15 protein-coding genes are annotated in these 18,475 nt (G+C 59.9%); all 15 read left to right on the plus strand.

What is annotated here, in order from left to right; genetic code table 11:
- The 15 genes from ACYVNQ_RS27665 (at position 1) to ACYVNQ_RS27735 (ending at position 18,474) form a co-directional block, all read left to right on the plus strand.
- Entirely contained in the window at positions 1-501 is a 501-nt protein-coding gene (locus ACYVNQ_RS27665) for a hypothetical protein (protein WP_460906855.1), read from the plus strand.
- Between the two features lie 89 nt (positions 502-590).
- A complete protein-coding gene (locus ACYVNQ_RS27670) occupies positions 591-1,610 on the plus strand; it encodes a hypothetical protein (protein ID WP_460906857.1) in 1,020 nt (339 codons plus the stop codon).
- Positions 1,611-1,640: 30 nt separating this feature from the next.
- The gene (locus ACYVNQ_RS27675; RefSeq protein WP_460906859.1) at positions 1,641-2,141 is read left to right on the plus strand and encodes a hypothetical protein; all 501 of its coding nucleotides are present in this window, start codon (positions 1,641-1,643) and stop codon (positions 2,139-2,141) included.
- 213 nt (positions 2,142-2,354) lie between these two features.
- Positions 2,355-2,831 (plus strand): hypothetical protein, encoded by a 477-nt coding sequence (locus tag ACYVNQ_RS27680; RefSeq protein WP_460906861.1) that lies wholly within the window; start codon positions 2,355-2,357, stop codon positions 2,829-2,831.
- A gap of 19 nt (positions 2,832-2,850) precedes the next feature.
- Positions 2,851-3,858, plus strand: coding sequence for a hypothetical protein (locus ACYVNQ_RS27685; RefSeq protein ID WP_460906863.1), 1,008 nt, complete (start codon positions 2,851-2,853; stop codon positions 3,856-3,858).
- A 75-nt stretch (positions 3,859-3,933) separates the two neighbouring features.
- On the plus strand, positions 3,934-4,983 hold the full coding sequence (locus ACYVNQ_RS27690) for a type VI immunity family protein (RefSeq protein WP_460906865.1): 1,050 nt from the start codon (positions 3,934-3,936) through the stop codon (positions 4,981-4,983).
- On the plus strand, positions 4,946-6,040 hold the full coding sequence (locus tag ACYVNQ_RS27695) for a type VI immunity family protein (protein ID WP_460906867.1): 1,095 nt from the start codon (positions 4,946-4,948) through the stop codon (positions 6,038-6,040). The genes ACYVNQ_RS27690 and ACYVNQ_RS27695 overlap by 38 nt, the downstream gene beginning before the upstream one ends.
- Complete coding sequence (locus ACYVNQ_RS27700; RefSeq protein ID WP_460906869.1) at positions 6,037-6,735, plus strand: hypothetical protein; 699 nt, start codon at positions 6,037-6,039, stop codon at positions 6,733-6,735. Before ACYVNQ_RS27695 ends, ACYVNQ_RS27700 begins: the two co-directional genes overlap by 4 nt.
- Before the next feature lie 527 nt (positions 6,736-7,262).
- Positions 7,263-9,623 (plus strand): PAS domain S-box protein, encoded by a 2,361-nt coding sequence (locus tag ACYVNQ_RS27705; protein ID WP_460906871.1) that lies wholly within the window; start codon positions 7,263-7,265, stop codon positions 9,621-9,623.
- A 513-nt stretch (positions 9,624-10,136) separates the two neighbouring features.
- The gene (locus ACYVNQ_RS27710; protein WP_460906873.1) at positions 10,137-11,678 is read left to right on the plus strand and encodes a sensor histidine kinase; all 1,542 of its coding nucleotides are present in this window, start codon (positions 10,137-10,139) and stop codon (positions 11,676-11,678) included.
- Positions 11,675-12,349, plus strand: a complete 675-nt coding sequence (locus ACYVNQ_RS27715; protein WP_460906875.1) for a response regulator transcription factor — start codon at positions 11,675-11,677, stop codon at positions 12,347-12,349. Before ACYVNQ_RS27710 ends, ACYVNQ_RS27715 begins: the two co-directional genes overlap by 4 nt.
- A 117-nt stretch (positions 12,350-12,466) precedes the next feature.
- Entirely contained in the window at positions 12,467-12,853 is a 387-nt protein-coding gene (locus ACYVNQ_RS27720) for a response regulator transcription factor (protein WP_460906877.1), read from the plus strand.
- A gap of 346 nt (positions 12,854-13,199) precedes the next feature.
- Complete coding sequence (locus tag ACYVNQ_RS27725) at positions 13,200-13,676, plus strand: YMGG-like glycine zipper-containing protein (RefSeq protein WP_460907719.1); 477 nt, start codon at positions 13,200-13,202, stop codon at positions 13,674-13,676.
- A gap of 24 nt (positions 13,677-13,700) precedes the next feature.
- Entirely contained in the window at positions 13,701-15,110 is a 1,410-nt protein-coding gene (locus tag ACYVNQ_RS27730) for an efflux RND transporter periplasmic adaptor subunit (RefSeq protein WP_460906879.1), read from the plus strand.
- Between the two features lie 13 nt (positions 15,111-15,123).
- Entirely contained in the window at positions 15,124-18,474 is a 3,351-nt protein-coding gene (locus ACYVNQ_RS27735; RefSeq protein WP_460906881.1) for an efflux RND transporter permease subunit, read from the plus strand.
- Position 18,475: the final 1 nt, after the last annotated feature.

Consider the following 18,475-nt stretch of genomic DNA (forward strand, 5'->3'; position numbering starts at 1 on the left):
ATGAAAATTCAGGATTTGGTGAAATTTTTTGGACTGCCTGCTCAGAATCTGGCATTTGACAAATTTCTGACGGAATACGGAATTTCTGAGAGGCCTGTATTTGACGTCGAGTCAGGAAATCCTTTCGAGATTATTACACTGGAAGCGCAGGGATTCATGCTTCAGTTTGATCAACCTGACGACTATGAGAAGCAGTACGGAAATCCGAGAGAAGCCGGTGAAATGATTTTTTCAAAGATTTTCTTGTACATCGTTGCCGAGGAAGGGTTCAAACCGTACTCGGGCGAGGTGTTGCCGGGTATTTCGTCGGATATTACGCGGGAAAAAGCGCTTGCAGAGTTTGGGTCACCCTCACGAACTCGCGATGAAGGGGATCGATTTGGTCGGCCCAATAATATCGAATACACGTGGAACAACGTCAATGGTTTGGGCGTATTTATCAGGTTCATCAAAGATCCGCCTGCGGCCAGGCATATTGTGATATCTCCTGAGAAAATTTGATCGGCATTGCGCGGATTTATGCCATCAGCGGTCAGGTATTGTCGTCATCAGGCTACTGGAAATTTGAGTGATAGGGTCGAGGGATATCTGTGAATATCTTGAAAATTGAAAATGCGCTAGGTATGGAGGTGACGCAAGCATTGAGGTTGCTGGAAGTCGATGCCTCACTCGGCAGCGACCCGGTATTCAAGTTTGATGGTGAGTGGCTCGGGTGCTCGTTTTTTTATAAGCAAGGATTCGCCATCTGTTTTTGCGACAAGGCTTTCTATTGCGATGACAATTCGAATATCGGCGAAGAGAAAATTCTGACGACGATTTTATTTTATAATGACGAGGAATATTATCATCACAAAAAATATGAAGGTAATTTGCCAGCCAATATTTCATTCTCGGATGATCATCAATCTGTAGTTGGCCGGCTCGGTATGCCGCAGTGGCGCTTTGTCCAGAATGGAAAAGTTGTGTGCGCCAGATGGGATAGCGGGCATACATGGATTGTGGCGTTTTATAATGATACCAACGGTGCGATCAAGCACGTTCAGTTTGGCTGGAATCCGCCCACTTCTCCCGTACCCACCGATCTAAGAATTAGCCTTTACGGCTACCCGGATTTCGACCTCATTCGCCCGCTCTTTAGAAAATCCATTACTGATCCGGCTGTTGTCAACGCATTGTCCCGTTTTAGACTGTCAGAAGTGAAAAAGGCGAAGCCAGATGACTGGTACGTCGTGGTTGACCACACCTCGGACAAGGGCATCGAGTTGTTCTTTGATGACCCTCGCAAACCCGATCCTCCAGGTCCTTATTTGTTTTCCGGTATTAAGTACTTTCGACGCGGAATTTTTGATTCTCCAGGATTTACTGGTCGATTGCCACATGGAATCAAATTTTCCTCCAAGCCTGAGGAATTGCTGCAGTTGTTAGGCAATCCGGTGACTGGAGATGTCAAAGAATGGTCAGGATACTACGTTTGGAATTTCCCAGACTATCTGCTGCACGTGTACTACAGCATCCAGGAGCAGCGAGTGGATAGAGTAACGGTGATGTTTCATCCCTATCACTCGGCCAGTTTTCTTATAGATCATCGCATTACCGATCCGCAGATTTAAATCCAGGAAGCGTGCCAATTTGGAGGTGAAATGGAAATTCCCAAGCTGGTGCGATTCTTTGGCTTGCCGTCTCAAAATTTAGAGTTTGATAAATTTCTAGCCGAAAATAATATCGAGGATCGACCGGTATTCGATCTGGATACGGAGAACCCGGCGGAGATCATCTCGCTGCCAGATCAAGGGATGTTTCTTGAATTCGTTCAACCCGGTTCGTATCGGGCAATGCATGGCAGCGTTCGTGAAGACGGAGAGATGATATTCTCGGAGATATTCCTCTACCTCCGCTCAGAGGAGGGATTTGCTCCATATTCTGGAAAAATACTACCGGATCTGTCGAGTGATATTCGTCAGGACGAGGTGCTGGTGAAATTTGGTTCGCCATCACTTATTCGTGATGGAAATGATCAATTTGGGCGACCGAACACAATCGAATACGCATGGGAAAACGTCAATGGATTTTCGGTTACGATCATGTTTCTCAAAAATCCGTCAGTTGTTCGATATATAGTCGTGTCTCCCGAAAAAATCTGAGTGTAGGCGAATTGCCCAACGGCATCTCCTTCGATATGAACAGAAGTGCAATCACTGCACGCATGGGTCCGTCAGCGCTATTCGACGAAGATTTCAACACCGAAGCCTGGGACATTGGCCGGCGCGTACGCGTGTTTATCGATTACGACAGCAACCGCGAGCGAGTGAAGTCGATTCAACTACGCTTGATGTTCAAGACATGTAGGAGAGGATATGTTCGATATGGAAAAACTGGTGGGACTCGTCGGCAAGCAGGCAAACGACCCGGCCGTGCAGCAGTTCTTGTCGCTTGCGCAACTTCCAGCGAGGCCCAAGTTGCCGCGCTCCGATCCAAGCGTATATCTCAACAAAGAATCGGACGGTTTTAGCGCGCTGTTCGAAGAGGCTGACTACGCGGCGCAAGAGCATGGTTTGACAATCGAGGGCGATGCGCCGGTCCTCACTGCAATTTTTCTGTATGGCCCCGACGACGACGAGTTTTCGCCTTTCCAGGGCGCGCTGATTAGCGGCATGTCTTTCAGTATGGGGCGGGCAGAAATTAGTAAACGCATGGGGCAATCTATTTTGTTCGACGAAGAGTTCAACACCGAGGCGTGGGATATAGCAGGCGGGGTGCGAGTTTTCGTCGACTATGATGATGACCGAAAGCAGGTCAAGCTGATTCAAATCGGCCTTACGCCAGCGGCCTGACGAAGCGGGAGAAGCGTTCATGTCCGTGCCCGGTCTCGAGCAATTTCTCGGCGTGCCTGCCGATTCCGTCGAAGCCGAACGGTTTTTCGACAACCTCGCCACTTTTCAGCGGCCTGAACTGGATAGCCAGGAAGAGGACCGGTGGTACGACTGGTTGCTGATCAAAAAGCAGGGGATCGAACTCGGTTTCGTTAGCAAGCCATATTTCGAGGCTCAGCCCCGGTACGACTGGAAACGGGGGCCGCTGATATGTTGTCAGGTGTATTTTTATCGGGCGGGCTTCAATGGTCGTCTGGATATTCATGGGTATGGCGGCGCACTTCCATATGGGCTCAGCTTTACGGACTCGCGAGATGTGGTGCGTAGCAAGCTGAGCAATTTCGCGGTGCGCAGTGCGGTGCAAACCGATCGATGGGATACGCCCACCGGTAAGTTGCATGTGCGGTACGCTGCGTCGAACGATGCGATCGACAGCGTCGTCATTGCACTGCCGATTCATGCATGGTCGGAGGATAGCCGGACGGCACTATCGATGCCGATTGCGCGCTGGCATCAGCTCTTCGGCGAAGCTCCGACTTCAACGGTTCTCGCGCAAGCCCTTGCGCCACTGGACGTGGATGCGCGCATGCAAGAGCAGGAAGAAGAGCGGGAGGTCGATTTCACCTTGGAATGTGGTTTGGAACTGTACTTCGAGGACCTCCGGCAGTTGCGCCTGCCGCGAACCGCTGGGCAAGGTCTGGGCCTTGGTGCAGTCAAATTCTTCAGGGCACGCGATCGCGAGGCGCGCGAATGGCTTGGCGAATTGCCTTATGGTCTGGCTTTTGAGGACAGCCCGGAGCGACTCTTCCAGAAACTCGGCCGTGCTCCTGACCGACATCAGGACGGGCGTTTGACTGGCTTCGCGCTCTGGCATTTTGACGAAGCGAGTCTGCACGTTCTTTACAGCAATTTGGATAATCAGCTGCAACGTATCACATTGATGGCGCCGGGGTATTGGTCGGAAGCGGCGGAGCTTAGTGACGCGTAGCGGGAGCGGGTGGTAACGCCTGATGCAGGCATATTGGCACTATGCGAACCATGTTCGCGTGTTGAGGGCTGTGGCATGACCACTTACCTGCAAGAAACCGCGAAGCTTAACTATGAAGACAGCGGTGTCACGCTGATAAGCCCTTGCATCTTGTTCGAATGGGCAATTGAGTTCGACGATGGCGCGGAAATTCTTGATTTCTACCGTAGAGCTCGCGAGGCTCTTGGTGAACGACTAACTCACTACAGCACCGGCGAAGGAGGCTGGAAAGCGTTCAATAAGCGGGCAGAGACGCTGGTACCCACCTGGTGTGAGAACCCCACGCCGTTCCCGAAAAAGTTCTACTGCTTTTTGGCGAACGGTGCCGATGCTGGAGCGACAGCGAGCAGCATGCGCATCGACTTTGCACATCGACCTTACGTTGACCCGGATGCTGCCGCATTGAAGCAGTGGAGATCAATCGATCAACGATCGTTGCCTTCACACACCATGCTCTCCATGACGCTGCCACTCGATCACCCAATTGTCGAAAGCGGCGATGTCGTGGATTGGCTCTCCGAATTCGACATTGTTGCGCGGCGCAGATTTATTTCAGGATCTTGCGGAATTGGGCTCAACTTCCCCATCAATTTTGCGACATCAGAAGTCGGCGCGGAAAGTCGAAATCGAGTAGCTGCACTGTTGAGGCGGTATCCGGGCCTGGATATCCGAAGCATCATGGTCGGCGTCGGCAACAAGTTGCGGCAACGCGACCCCGAATTCGCCGACAGGCATCAGGCTGCAAAGGCGCGCCCGTATCTGAAACGCGTGAACTGGCTTACCTTTCTGAGCGAAGATCAGGTCGACTGGATTGGCGGCGTGGCAACAATAAGGGATCAACTCGCGGGCACAGAAGCGCGGATACGCGCATTTGCGCATGGGGTTTGCATTCAGGCTTGTCCAACTCCTGAGATCGGCGATACATCGCGGGATGACTATGTCGATGCGTATCATCCCATCGCGATGTTGGTGCGGCCAGTTCGTATCGATGCGGTAAGCGGCGGTTCGCTGCCGTCGGACTTCAGGGCGCACGGTGCACAGGACTGGCTTGACGCGTTCGACCGTGATCAAAAGGAGCGAACGTGAAGAGGATCAGATAACCAGCATGCAAGATATACAGAACATTCGCTTTGAAGAAGACGGGGTGGCACTTATCAGCCCGTGTTATTTGTTTGAGTGGTCGATGGAGTTCGACGATGGGTCTGAAATTCTCGACTTCTACCGCAGAGGGCGCGAGGTGCTCGCGGATCGGCTTACTCACTACGACACGGGAGATGGGCGCTGGAAGCCCCTGAACAAGCGAGCGGAAACGTTGGTGCCCACGTGGTGTGAGAATCCAATACCGTTTCCGAAAAAGTTCTATTGCTTTCTAGCAAATGGTGCTGGAGCTGGCGCTACCGCAAGCAGCATGCGCATCGATCTTGCGCACCGTCCATACAAAGAACCGGACGCGGCGATGTTGAAGCAATGGAAATTGTCAGATCAGCGTTCATTGCCGGCGCACACGGTATTGAGGTTGACGCTACCACTGGATCATCCACTGGTTAAGGACGGTGGTGTCGCGGAGTGGCTTTACAACTTTGACATCGTTGCTAAATGCCGGTTCATTTCGGGGACGTGCGCATTGGGACTGAATTTCCCATTAAATTTCCCCACCCCGGACCTGGATTCCGAAACGCATAGACGTGTGGCAGCGCTGCTGCAACGTCATCCGGGTTTGGATGTTGCTGGCCTCTCCCTTGGTATCGGAACCAGTCTATGGCGACGAGATCCTGAATTTATCGAACGGCATCAGGCAGCAAAAGCGCGACCGTATCTGAAACGCGCAAATTGGCTCACATTCCTGAGCGAGGATCAAGTCGATTGGATTGGTGGGATGGCAGCGATCGAAGACCGACTCAAAGGTAGTGATGTGCAGATCCGAAAGTTCAAGCATGGGATTTGTTTGCAAGCCGGTGCTGCCCCGCAACTAGGAGATACTTCGCGTGCGGACTACGTGCCAGCCTACCTGCCAGTAGCGAGATTGGTTCGACCGGTTCGGATAGACACGATTGCAGGCGGACTCTTGCCATTCGACTTCCGGGAACACGGTGCACAGCAATGGCTCGACGCCTTCGAGCACGCGAATACGGGGGACGCATGAAGCGGATTCGAATAATCGGAAGCGGCGAGCAAGTCGCCTATCTCGATCAAAATGCGGCAGGCACGTCACGTGAGTCTGAAGAGCGAACCATGTCGGACCCAATCGAGTTATTCATTCGATACATCAATGCCGGATTCTCGACCTCGAACGCCCGAGGTGGGGGCGCGGCGAGCATGGAACTGGTGTCTTCGATATTTGACGATGCGAGTGGCACGCAACACTGGGCGTTAGATATCGACGACTCGCATATCGAAGAGCTCCGCATTGCGGCTAATCTTCTTCTCGCAATTGACATCGCTCCTGAGTTGGCTTTGGTGGAGGAAAAGAACGGCCAACGTACACAACATCTTCTCGGAATCGAGCAAGGCGACTGGCCAGCCCGTACCACGCAGCCACCATTCGAATTCGAGCAGGAACTCGATCCGGAAGATTCTATTCACGGGTGTGACGTACAGATCGAATTCGAGCGTGAACTCACGAAAGACGGCGCGACCGCGATTTGTGCCGCAGTTGAAATATGGTCTGATGTCGTCATGCGAAGCGGATTCGCGCCACCGGGTGACGATCCGGCCAATGCCGGGACAATCCCGGCAGGCACTTATCAGCATGATCCAAACACTATAGCCACAGGGACGCGCCGGAGTTTTTCTTCTTTCGTGTTGAAAACCATCATCGATCCGATGACGAACGAATAGCATCCGCTAATGACGCCACAACGCAGATCTGCGCCTGGGATGGCGGCAAAGTGACCGTGCCTCATGCGATGACGGTACTACGTAGTGGATTTCAGCTGCAGCGGGTGGCAGCGAGTTATTGGCTGGCAAACCACCGCGCCGGGAAATATGTGAACGCGTTAGCGCCAGCGTTTGTTCAACTCCGAATAGTGGACGCTAATCACGCTCCCTGACGCGTCGGCCCGGCGCCAACGAGGAAAGTGACCGATATGCGGCAATCGACGGGCGAATTACCGCATGGCTTGAACTTCGATGACAGTCCGGCACAACTGTTCGGAAAGTTTGGCCGTATGAAGCTGCTGCGTACCAGTTGCATGATGAGCCCATCCGCAACGCCGTCGCACCGCTCAGGTACACAACCTGCTCACCGCTCCAGGTAAGCGAAAACCGCACCGCCTTACCCACCCATTCCAGCTCCCGTTCAAATCGGGAATAAGATACGCATCAGCTTCCACTTCCCCAGCTCAGACTTTTAGGCCCGACACCCGATGAACACCCGCGACCGAAAATCCGCGCCACGCGGTGACGGCGACTCGCGCGGCGCTTCCAGCGAAGCGGCCGCGTCGCACAGCGAGTCTCTGCGAGCTTTTATCGTCGCGCTCGACCACACCGCGCTCGCGATGCTGGACGCGCACGGCTTCGTGATCGCGTGGAGCTCGGGTGCACATCAACTGACGGGCTATTCGGACGAAGACGTAGAGGGCCGTCCTCTGTCGTTCCTGTATGCGGCCGCCGCAGCCACCCGCGATCTCGAAGCGGCCGCACGCGCAGACCGCTGCGACAGCGAGCGCCGGCTGACCACCCGCAGCGGCGCCGAACTCGAAGCCACGGTATCGCTGCGCGCGGTGCACGCACCGAACGGCACACTCGCCGGTTACAACTGCATCTTCACCGCCCGCCCCGCATCAGACACCGCACCGGCCGCCGCCGATAACGCCGGCATGCTCCCGATCGACGCCAGCTCCGAACGCTTCGCACGCATCGTCCAGGACATCAAGGACTACGCGATCTTCATGCTCGACCGCGAAGGCCACATCCGCAGCTGGAACGCCGGTGCGCAACACATCAAAGGCTACGAACCGGACGAGATCATCGGCCGCCACTTCTCGACCTTCTACACCGACGAAGACAACGCCGCCGGCAAGCCCGCACGCGAACTGCAGCTTGCCGAGCAGTTCGGCCGCGTCGAAGACGAAGGCTGGCGTGTACGCAAGGACGGCAGCAGGTTCTGGGCAAACGTCGTGATCACTGCGCTGCGCAGCGACGACGGCCGCGTGCGGGGCTTCGCAAAAGTCACGCGCGACCTGACCGCGCGGCGCGCCGAAGAGGACAAGCTGCGTCAAAGCGAAGAGCGTTTCCGGCTGATGGTCGAATCCGTGAAGGACTACGCGATCTTCATGCTCGACCCGCAGGGCAACGTCGCGACGTGGAACACCGGCGCGATGCAGATCAAGGGCTATCTGCGCGCAGAGATCGTCGGCCGGCCGATCTCGGTGTTCTACAGCGCCGACGACAACGCCGCACAAAAGCCGCAGCGCGAACTGGAGATTGCCGCGAAGCTCGGCCGCATCGAGGACGAAGGTTGGCGGGTGCGCAAGGACGGCTCGATGTTCTGGGCGAATGTCGTGATTACCGCGGTGCGCGACAGTGCCGGGCGTCTGCTCGGCTTCGCGAAGGTGACCCGCGACATGAGCGAGCGCAAGCGTCTCGAAGAGCTGGAGGTATCGAGCCGCCGCATGAGCGAGTTTCTCGCCACGCTCGCGCACGAGCTGCGCAATCCGCTCGCGCCGGTGCGCAACGCGGTCAGCGCGATGCAGATGGTGCCGCACGCCGATCCGTTGTTGCTGCAGTGTCGCGATGTAATCGACCGGCAGATCGGCCATCTGACTCGCCTCGTCGACGATCTGCTGGACATCGGCCGCATCACTACCGGCAAGATCGAATTGCGCATCGCGCAGCTGGATATCCAGGAGGTCGTCACGCGCAGCGTCGAGGCCGCGCGTCCGTTTACCGACGCACGCGCGCAGACCATCCGCGTGGTGATGCCGGCTACGCCGCTGCAGGTGGACGGCGACCAGACGCGGCTCGTGCAGGTGTTGCAGAACCTGCTGAACAACGCGTCCAAATTCTCGGCGAACGGCACACAGATCTCGATTCACGTCGCGACCGAGCGGCGTTCGCTGGTGATTCGCGTGAAGGACGAGGGGCGTGGCATTCCGGCCAACGCAATCAATGCGATCTTCGATCTGTTCGTGCAGGAAGGGCATGCGCAGAATCCGACTGACACGGGCCTGGGTATCGGTCTCACACTGTGCCGGTCGCTGGTCGAACTGCATGGCGGCGCGATCCAGGCCTTCAGTGCGGGGCGCGGCCGCGGCAGCACTTTCACGGTGCGTCTGCCGCTTGCCGCCGGGGCGCACGGCGAGCACGACGAGGTTGCGCCGCTGCCGGTTGCGCCTGCCGTGGGCGGCGGCCTGCGGGTGCTCGTCGTGGACGACAACCGCGATTCCGCCGACAGCCTCGCGATGCTGCTCGAAATGAAGGGCCACGACGCGCGCGTCGCATACGACGGCGAGAGTGCGCTGGCCGCGGCCCGTGCCTTTCTGCCGCAGCTGGTGCTGACCGATCTGGCGATGCCCAATATCGACGGCTTCGGCTTGCTGCGCGAATTACGCTCGAACCCGTTGCTGTCGCTGACGCGTGTGGTCGCGATGTCGGGCTTCGGCCAGGCGAGCGATCGCGAACAGTCGCTCGCTGCGGGCTTCGATGCGCATCTGGTGAAGCCGATCGAGATCGCCGTATTGAACGCGCTGCTCGATACGGCATCGTGGCCTGGTCCAGTTCAATGATGCAGCGGTATTTTGCAGGCCTCGATATTTGACTTATGCGGGGCGCGTGTATTAAGAATATTCTCGAATCTGCGCGTCTCTTTTAAGATTATATAAGTCTCAAAATACGTCTCTTAAGATTCACAGGCTGGAGGTGATGTAAAGATAGGGATACTCTCTAATCGTCTGGCGTTTTATCCTGTCAAACCCCTTTACTAACGCTGGCTTTGTGCCTACGATTAAGTTGCACTTTTTGCCGGGTGCAATTGATAACAGATGTAAAACCCGACGTTATCGCACATACGCCGATAGCGAACGTTCATAAGATGTGCACAGCGGTTGTCGCGCATTGTCCGAATTTCCTGTTAAGCGCAATCAGAACAAGTGGTTCAAGCCGTCATTGTTTCAAACGGCAGATGCGTCGTGCGGCGGTTGCCGCCTATGCGAGATCGTCCTTTGGGACGGTGCGCGCGCACTGTCGTCAGGAAGGCAGATCAGATTGTCTTGTGCGAGCGTCGACGAGGAACGTAAGCCATGAACATCGCCATACTTGCCGTCCCCGCCGCAGTCGCAGCCTGCTTCGCCAGGTTGCTCAGCCCGCCGCGCAGGGCTATGCACGATGGTTTGCCGCCGCGCTTCGATCCGTTGTCCAACCGGCCGGCGCTGCATCGGTCAACCCGGCGCCTGCTGTGGCGCGCGAAGTCGGCTGCGCAGGCGCTTGAACCTGCCGGCACCGCCGGCCCGGTGCAACTATCGGTGGCATCCCGCTCTTCCAGTCCTGCCGGCATCTCCAACGCTTCCGGCTCTTCCGACGCCTCCGACGCTTCCGTTCCCGCCGTCACGTCGCATGCGTTGCGCGCAGTGCGCTGGAAGGAATGGCTCGCGCATGTGCTGCGCGTGCCCCATGCGCAGCGGCGCACGCATGCGTATCTCGACAGCTTCAGCCTGCTCGATTGCGCACCGGTTGCCGCTTTCGTGCTCGATGCGCAAGGGCAGGTGATGTGCGCCAATGCGCACGCGGAACGGCTATTTCGTAGTCAGCAGGGCCAGTTGTCGGGCCTTGGCATCGACATGCTCGTGCCGCATCTGTGGAGTGCCATGCAGCGCGATGCGCAAAGCCTGCCGGTCGAACCGGCGGCGCCGGCGGACCTGCTTCGGGCACATCCATCTGCACCCGCACCTGCGCCTGCCCCCGCGTTGACGCGCGAAACGCGCGCAAAGCGGCGCGACGGCAGCGACTTCCCGGCGCAGGTCGTGCTGCATCCGATCGCGTGGCACGACGCCTCCGCGACACTGGGTTTCGTCTGCGACCGCACCGAAAGCTACGAGCTCAAGCGCGACCGCCAGGAGCTCGCGCATCTGACGCGCGTGTCGACGCTCGGCGAGCTGGCGGGCTCGCTCGCTCACGAACTGAACCAGCCGCTCACCGCGATCCTGAGCAATGTGCAGGCGGCGCAGCGCTTTATCGAGCACGATCCGCCCGATCTTGCGGAAGTGCGCGACATCCTGAACGATATCGTCGACGACAGTTGCCGCGCGAGCGAAGTGATACGCCGCATCCGCGCCTTCGTGAAGAAGGAAGAGCTCGAACTGGTGCGCCTCGATATCAGCGGCGTGCTGCGCGACGTCGTGCAACTGGTGCACAGCGATGCGATCGTGCGTGGCGTGCATCTGTCGCTCGACGTCGACGAGCATCTGCCGCCTGTGCGCGGCGACAAGGTGCAGTTGCAGCAGGTGATGCTGAACCTGATCGTCAACGCCTTCGATGCGGTGCGCGACGTCGATCTGCTCGATCGTGTGGTGACGGCATTTGCCGGGCGCGACCGCGACGGCATGATCCGCGTGGCAGTACGCGACCGCGGCCATGGCATGAGCGCCGATCGTCTCGAGCGCATTTTCAAGCCGTTCGTCACGTCGAAGGCGCAGGGCCTGGGGCTTGGGCTGTCGATCAGCCGCTCGATCGTCGAGATGCATCGCGGCCGCTTGTGGGCCGAAAAAAATAGCGATCAGGGCATGACCTTCCACGTGACGTTGCCACCGTGGAGCGAGCCGGAAACGGCGCGAGCCGCAGAATGAACCCCGCACAGCGCGAGCCGGGCGCAACCGTCTACGTGGTCGACGACGAAGAGTGCGTGCGCCGCGCGCTGTCGCGGCTGATTCACGCGGCAGGGTATCGGGTCGAGGCGTATGGGCTCGCGCGAGAATTTCTGGCGCAGGTCGCGGCGCAGCGTTGCGCGGCGCTGCCGCACAGCGTGCCGGAGCCGGCTTGTGTCGTGCTCGACGTGCAGATGCCGGACCTGAGCGGCCTCGAGTTGCAGCGCGAACTCGACGCGACGCTGCCGGCCGTTTTTCTGACCGGCCACGGCGATATCGCGATGACGGTCGGCGCGCTGAAGGCCGGCGCCGCCGACTTCCTGACCAAGCCGGTGCGCGACGCAGACCTGCTCCATGCGATCAGCCAGGCGCTGGCGCATTCCGCCGAAGCGGTGCAACAGCAGCACGAACTGCGCGAACTGCAAAGCCGCCTCGAACGGCTCACGCCGCGCGAGCGCGAAGTGATGCAACTGGTCGTACTGGGCCGCTTGAACAAGCAGGTGGCATGCGAGCTCGGTACCGTCGAAAAGACCGTCAAGGCGCATCGCGCGCGCGTGATGCAGAAGATGGAAGTCAGCTCGCTGGCGGAACTGGTGCGCGTGGCCGACAAGGTTGCGCAACCTGGCATGTCGCCCAAGCCTGTGCCTCAGTAGCACGACATTCGCGTACGGGACCAAGGTCCAATATCGCCGCGGCGTGGCGTCTCTTAGTCTATGGCAGGGAACGCTTGCAGAAGGCTGCATGCGTTGCCGGTCACCGGACTGAGGACAATGGGCACTGCCAAACCATTCGTTGTAGTGGTTGACGACGACGCATCGGTGGGCCGGGCGATCAAGCGGTTGTTGCGCTCCGTCGGGATCGCGGCTGACACGTTCGCGAGCGGCGACGAATTTCTGGACACGCTGTCGTCCATGCCGTCGTATCGCCCAGGCTGCGTGATACTCGACGTGCAGATGCCGGGTTCGAGCGGACTCGAAGTCCAGCGCCGGCTGGCGGGCGAAGCGTTGCCAATCGTCTTCATCACGGCGCACGACGATGCCGGCGTGCGCGACGCAGCGCTTGCCGCGGGCGCGGTTGCCTATCTGCGCAAACCCTTCACCGACCACCTGTTCATTCGCACCGTGTGCGCGGCGCTCGGCATTGAAGTGCCGCATTGATGTGCGGCACTGGAGCACCGCACTCAGGCACCGCCGAGGTTGCACAACAGCAAACCCCACATCGACCGTCACCAGGTATTGGACCAAGGTCCAATTGTGTTCGACTGGCCGCACTTCCAATATGGATGGCAACGGGCTTGCCCTCGCTGCGAAGGCGAGCGTGTGAGCGCGTGCGCACGATGTACGCATACCGCGGATGCGGCGCATGCAGGACAAGAGCGTGAACCGAGGAGTACGCATCATGAAAGCAGTAATGCACAGGGCGTCGATGCACGCGGCATCGGCGCTGACGGTGATGACAAGCGCGGTGACAAGCGCGGTGACATCCGTAGTCACAAGCGCAGCGATGACCGTAGTGACGACCGTAGCAACAAGCGCAGCGCTAATCGCAGTAACCACTCCCGCAGCCGCCCAGCAACCGATCATCTATCCCGCCAAAGGGCAGAGCTCGCAACAGCAGGCGAGCGACATGGGCCAGTGTCAGGCCTGGGCGAAGCAGAACACCGGTGTCGATCCGGCTGCCATCGCGCAGCATGCGGCCAGTCAGCCGCCCGCACAGCAACCCAAGGGCGGGCGAGTGCGTGGCGCGGCCGGTGGCGCTGCGGCGGGCGCGGCAATCGGTGCGATTGCCGGCGATGCCGGCAAGGGCGCGGCGATCGGCGCCGCCGGCGGTGCGGTCGGCGGCGGCATGCGGCAACGCCGCCAGGCATCGGCGCAGCAGGAGCAACAGCAGGCTTCCCAGCAGCAGGTGTCGCAGCAGATGGCTACATTCAACCGGGCATTGTCGGCATGCATGACCGGGCGGGGCTACACGATCCAATAGCGTAACGATCACGCGGAGTTAACAATGAATCGGTCGTTTGGGCGTAGCGCCTGTGTCGCGCGCGCCGTGCAACGCGGGCGGTGTATTCACGCACGCGCGTGGCTGCCGCTGGGCGCCGTCGCGCTGGCCGCGCTAGGTACTTTAGGTTTAGGGGGCTGCAAGAAGCCACCCGCCGAACAGGCGCGGCCGCCCGTCGAGGTGACGGTGGTCACCGTCACACAGAAAGAAACTCCGGTCGATTTCGAATTCACTGCGCAGACGCAGAGTTCGCGCGAAGTCGAAATCCGTGCGCGCGTCGACGGTTTTCTCGACAAGCGCATGTACACCGAAGGCTCGCTCGTCAAGGAAGGCCAGGTCATGTTCATCATGGACCGCAAGCCTTTCGAAGCGGCGCTGCAGACCGCCAGGGGCGAGCTCGCGCAGCAGCAGGCGCGGCTCACCGTCACGAAGGCCAATCTCGCGCGGGTGGTGCCGCTCGCTGCGCAGAACGCATTGAGCAAGAAAGACCTCGACGATGCGATCGGCAACGAAAAGGAAGCCGAGGCCTCGGTCATTGCCGCGAAAGGCCAGGTGCAAACCGCGGAGCTCAATCTGAGCTATACGACCATCCGCTCGCCGCTGATGGGGCTCTCCAGCTTCGCGCGCCAGCAGGAAGGCAGCTATGTGACGCCGACCCAGGGCGGTTTGCTGACCTACGTGTATCAGCTCGATCCGATGTGGGTGAACTTCAGCATCTCCGAGAACGAGTTGCTGCGCTATCGCGAGCAGATCGCGAAGGGCTCGCTGCGCTTTCCGCCGAACAACCAGTTCGACGTCACGGTGATCCAGGCGGACGGTTCGATCTATCCGGAGCAAGGCCGCATCGATTTCACCAACCCGGCGTTCAGTTCCGAAACCGGCACCTTCCTCGTGCGTGCGGTGTTCGCCAATCCGAAGGGCACGCTGCGCCCCGGGCAGTTCGTGCGCGCGAAGGTGTCCGGCGCGGTCCGGCCGAATGCGATTCTGGTGCCGCAGCGCGCGGTGCTGCAGGGCTCGAAGAGCCACTTCGTGTGGGTGATCGATGGCGACTCGAAACCGCATCAGCGGGTGGTCGAGGTGGGCGAGTGGCATGGCGACGACTGGTTCGTCACGCAAGGCCTGCGCGCTGGCGAAAGGGTCGTGGTGGATGGCGCGATTCGCGTCACGGCGGAGTCGCAGATCAAGGTGGTGAGCGCCGCACCGGCTGCGCCGGGCGCACCGCAGGCGCCCGCCAGTGCGCCGGCCGCGCAAGCGCCGGCGAGCGCGCCGGAGGCCGCCAGTGCGCCGAATGCGGCGCGCGCGCCCGAGTGGCGCCAGGTGCGCGCGGCATATGCCGCACAGGACGCGCCAGAGGTACACGAAGCACACCCAATACGCGTCGCGCTGCGCGACTCCGGCAACGGCATGATCCAATAAGCGAGCCGCGCCGATGAATATCTCCCACTTCTGTATCGACCGGCCGATCTTCGCGTCGGTCATTTCCATCATCATTACGCTCGGCGGCGCGCTGACGATGCTGTCGCTGCCGATCGCGCAATACCCGGACATCACGCCGCCGCAAATCACGGTCACCGCAACCTATCCTGGCGCCGACGCGAACGTGGTGGCCAACAACGTCGCCGCGCCGATCGAGCAGCAGGTGAACGGCGCGGACAACATGATCTACATGAGCTCGGCGAGCTCGTCCACCGGCAACCTGACGGTCAACGCGTACTTCGAGATCGGCACCAACCCGGAACTCGCGCAGGTCGACGTGCAGAATCGCGTGAACCTGGCGCTGCCGCAATTGCCGCAGTCGGTACAGGCGCAGGGCGTATCGGTGCAGAAGAAGTCGTCGGCGTTCATGATGGTGATCGCGATCTATTCGCCGACCGAGCGCTACGACGGCACCTATATCGCCAATTTCGCGAATATCTATGTGCTCGATGCGTTAAAGCGCATTCCGGGCGCGAACCAGTCGAGCATCTTCGGCACGCCCGACTACGCAATGCGCATCTGGCTGCGGCCCGACCGGATGGCGCAACTCGGCATCACCGCATCGGACGTGCAGACCGCGGTGGCCAACCAGAACCAGCAATACGCGGTCGGGCGGCTTGGCCAGTCGCCCACCGGCGCTGCGGTCGAGCAGTCGTTCGCGGTGACCACCACCGGGCGGCTCACCGAGCCTGCGGAGTTCGAGAACATCATCATCCGCGCGGAAAGCGGCGGCGCCGCGATCGTGCGGCTGAAAGACATCGGCCGCGCCGAACTGGGCCAGAAAGACTATTCGATCCGCAGCAGCTTCCAGGGCAAGCCGGCCACGGTGATCGCGGTGTATCAGCAGCCGGGCGCGAACGCGCTCGACGTATCGAAGCAGGTACGCGCGACGCTCGCGGACATGAAGAAAACGTTCCCCGAAGGGATCGATTACAAGATATCGCTGGACACGACCGAGTTCACGCGTGCGTCGATTTCGGACGTGGTGCATACGTTCTTCGAGGCGGTGATCCTGGTGGTGATCGTCGTGTTCGTGTTCCTGCAGAACCTGCGCGCGACGCTGATCCCGGTGCTGGCGGTGCCGGTGTCGATCGTCGGCACGTTCATGGGCATGGCCGCGCTCGGTTTCTCGATCAACATGCTGACGCTGTTCGGCATGGTGCTGGCCATCGGCATTGTGGTGGACGATGCGATCGTCGTGATCGAAAACGTCGAGCGCAACATGACGGTCCACAAGCTCGATCCGAAAACCGCGGCGAAGCAGGCGATGGACGAAGTGGCCGGGCCGGTGGTGGCGATCGTGCTGGTGCTATGCGCGGTGTTCGTGCCGGTGGCGTTTCTCGGCGGCATTACCGGCCAGATGTACAAGCAGTTCGCCATCACGATTGCGATCTCGGTGGTGATCTCGGGGGTCGTCGCGTTGACGCTGTCGCCGGCGCTGGCGTCGCTGCTGCTCAAACCCGGTCATCACGAAAAGCGCGGCTTTTTCCGCTGGTTCGACAACCAGTTCGCACGGATGACGGCGGGCTATACGCGTGCCGTGCGGCTGATCATCAAACGCTTTGCGATCGGTCTGCTGCTGTTCGTCGGCATGATCGTGCTGGCCGTGTTCATGATGCGTGCGGTGCCGACCGCGTTCCTGCCGCCCGAAGACCAGGGCTATCTGCTCGGCGCGGTGATCATGCCGGACGCGGCCAGCCTCGACCGCACCGGTGAAGTGTCGCAGCACGTCACCGACTACTTCATGAAGCAGCCGGCCGTAGACAGCATCACCACGGTGGACGGCTACAGCCTGCTCGACAGCCAGACCAAGAACAATTCGTCGACCTTCTTCGTCGGCTTCAAGAGTTTCGAAGACCGTTATTCGTCGGCGAACATCCGCACCGAGAACGCGCGCGCGGTGATCGAGAAAGCGTACAAGACGCTGTCGCAGGTAAAGGAGGGCATTATCCTGCCGCTCAATCCGCCGGCGATTCCGGGCCTCGGCACCACCGGCGGCACCGAGGTGTGGATTCAGAGCAAGGGCGACGCGACGGTCGCGCAATACGCGACCGTGATCGAGGAGTTCGTCGAGAAGGCGAAGAAGAGGCCGGAGCTGACCGGCGTGACGTCCACCTTCAATGCGTCGTCGCAGCAGATGCTGGTGAACGTCGACCGCGACAAGGCGGAGACGCTCGGGGTGCCGGTCGAATCGGTGTACAGCGCGATGCAGACGATGTTCGGTTCGCTGTACGTGTCGCAGTTCAACCGCAACAGCCGCCTGTGGCAGGTCATTCTGCAGGCCGAGCCGAGCTATCGCCTGAAGCCTGAAGACCTCACCCAGGTGTTCGTGCGCAGCAAGTCAGGCAGCATGGTGCCGTTGAAATCGGTGGTGACCTACAAGTACGTGACAGGCCCCGATCTCGTGACACGCTTCAACAACTATCCGGCCGTCAAGGTGACCACCAATGCCGCGCCGGGGTACAGCTCCGGCCAGGTGATCACCGCGCTCGAGGAAATCGGCGCGCAGATGCCGGACGGCTACGGGCTCGCGTGGAGCGGCGAAGCCTTCGAAGCGAAGCAGTCGGGCGGCACCTCGGGGCTAGTGTTCGTATTCGGCCTCGTGATGGTGTTCCTGATCCTCGCCGCGCAGTACGAGAAGTGGAACCTGCCGTTCGGTGTGTTGATGGCGGTGCCGTTCGCGATTTTCGGCGCGCTGCTGGCGGTCTTGCTGCGCGGCCTGAACAACGACGTGTACTTCCAGATCGGTTTGACGATGCTGGTCGCGCTCGCGGCGAAGAACGCGATTCTGATCTTCGAGTTTGCGGTGCTGAACCGACAGAACGGCAAGTCCATTTACGACGCCGCCATGGGCGCAGCCGAGGAGCGGCTGCGGCCGATCGTGATGACCTCGCTCGCGTTCATTCTCGGTTGCGTACCGCTCGCGATCGCGACCGGTGCGTCGGCCAACAGCCGGCATTCGATCGGCACCGGCGTGATCGGCGGGATGCTCGGCGCGACGGCGATCGCGGTGTTCTTTATCCCGATGTTCTTCTACGTGCTGGAGACGATGTCGGACAAGCGCCGCAGCAAGAAGGCGCCCGGTGCGGCCGGCGGTGGCGCGGATGGCGGTACGCCGCCGGGACCGCAGACGCCTGTGCCGGGCAGCGGCGCGCCGGCTGCGGCGCGTGAGTCGAAGGATGCGGCGGCGCCGTCGACTCCGTCGGCCTCGACGACACCGTCGACCCCGGCGGCTGGCGGCGCGACGCTATCCGCGCCGTCCGGCCCGAAGCCCACGCCGTCCGCACGTCGCGAGGGTGAATGAC

Source organism: Paraburkholderia jirisanensis, assembly GCF_054782355.1.

Excerpts from the sequence above, each read along its gene's own strand:
- ACYVNQ_RS27690 (WP_460906865.1), top strand. The coding sequence starts at position 3,934 with ATGACCACTTACCTGCAAGAAACCGCGAAGCTTAACTATGAAGACAGC.
- ACYVNQ_RS27710 (WP_460906873.1), top strand. The coding sequence starts at position 10,137 with ATGAACATCGCCATACTTGCCGTCCCCGCCGCAGTCGCAGCCTGCTTC.
- ACYVNQ_RS27715 (WP_460906875.1), top strand. The coding sequence starts at position 11,675 with ATGAACCCCGCACAGCGCGAGCCGGGCGCAACCGTCTACGTGGTCGAC.
- ACYVNQ_RS27680 (WP_460906861.1), top strand. The coding sequence starts at position 2,355 with ATGTTCGATATGGAAAAACTGGTGGGACTCGTCGGCAAGCAGGCAAAC.
- ACYVNQ_RS27720 (WP_460906877.1), top strand. The coding sequence starts at position 12,467 with ATGGGCACTGCCAAACCATTCGTTGTAGTGGTTGACGACGACGCATCG.
- ACYVNQ_RS27700 (WP_460906869.1), top strand. The coding sequence starts at position 6,037 with ATGAAGCGGATTCGAATAATCGGAAGCGGCGAGCAAGTCGCCTATCTC.
- ACYVNQ_RS27675 (WP_460906859.1), top strand. The coding sequence starts at position 1,641 with ATGGAAATTCCCAAGCTGGTGCGATTCTTTGGCTTGCCGTCTCAAAAT.
- ACYVNQ_RS27705 (WP_460906871.1), top strand. The coding sequence starts at position 7,263 with ATGAACACCCGCGACCGAAAATCCGCGCCACGCGGTGACGGCGACTCG.
- ACYVNQ_RS27735 (WP_460906881.1), top strand. The coding sequence starts at position 15,124 with ATGAATATCTCCCACTTCTGTATCGACCGGCCGATCTTCGCGTCGGTC.
- ACYVNQ_RS27725 (WP_460907719.1), top strand. The coding sequence starts at position 13,200 with ATGACCGTAGTGACGACCGTAGCAACAAGCGCAGCGCTAATCGCAGTA.
- ACYVNQ_RS27685 (WP_460906863.1), top strand. The coding sequence starts at position 2,851 with ATGTCCGTGCCCGGTCTCGAGCAATTTCTCGGCGTGCCTGCCGATTCC.
- ACYVNQ_RS27730 (WP_460906879.1), top strand. The coding sequence starts at position 13,701 with ATGAATCGGTCGTTTGGGCGTAGCGCCTGTGTCGCGCGCGCCGTGCAA.
- ACYVNQ_RS27665 (WP_460906855.1), top strand. The coding sequence starts at position 1 with ATGAAAATTCAGGATTTGGTGAAATTTTTTGGACTGCCTGCTCAGAAT.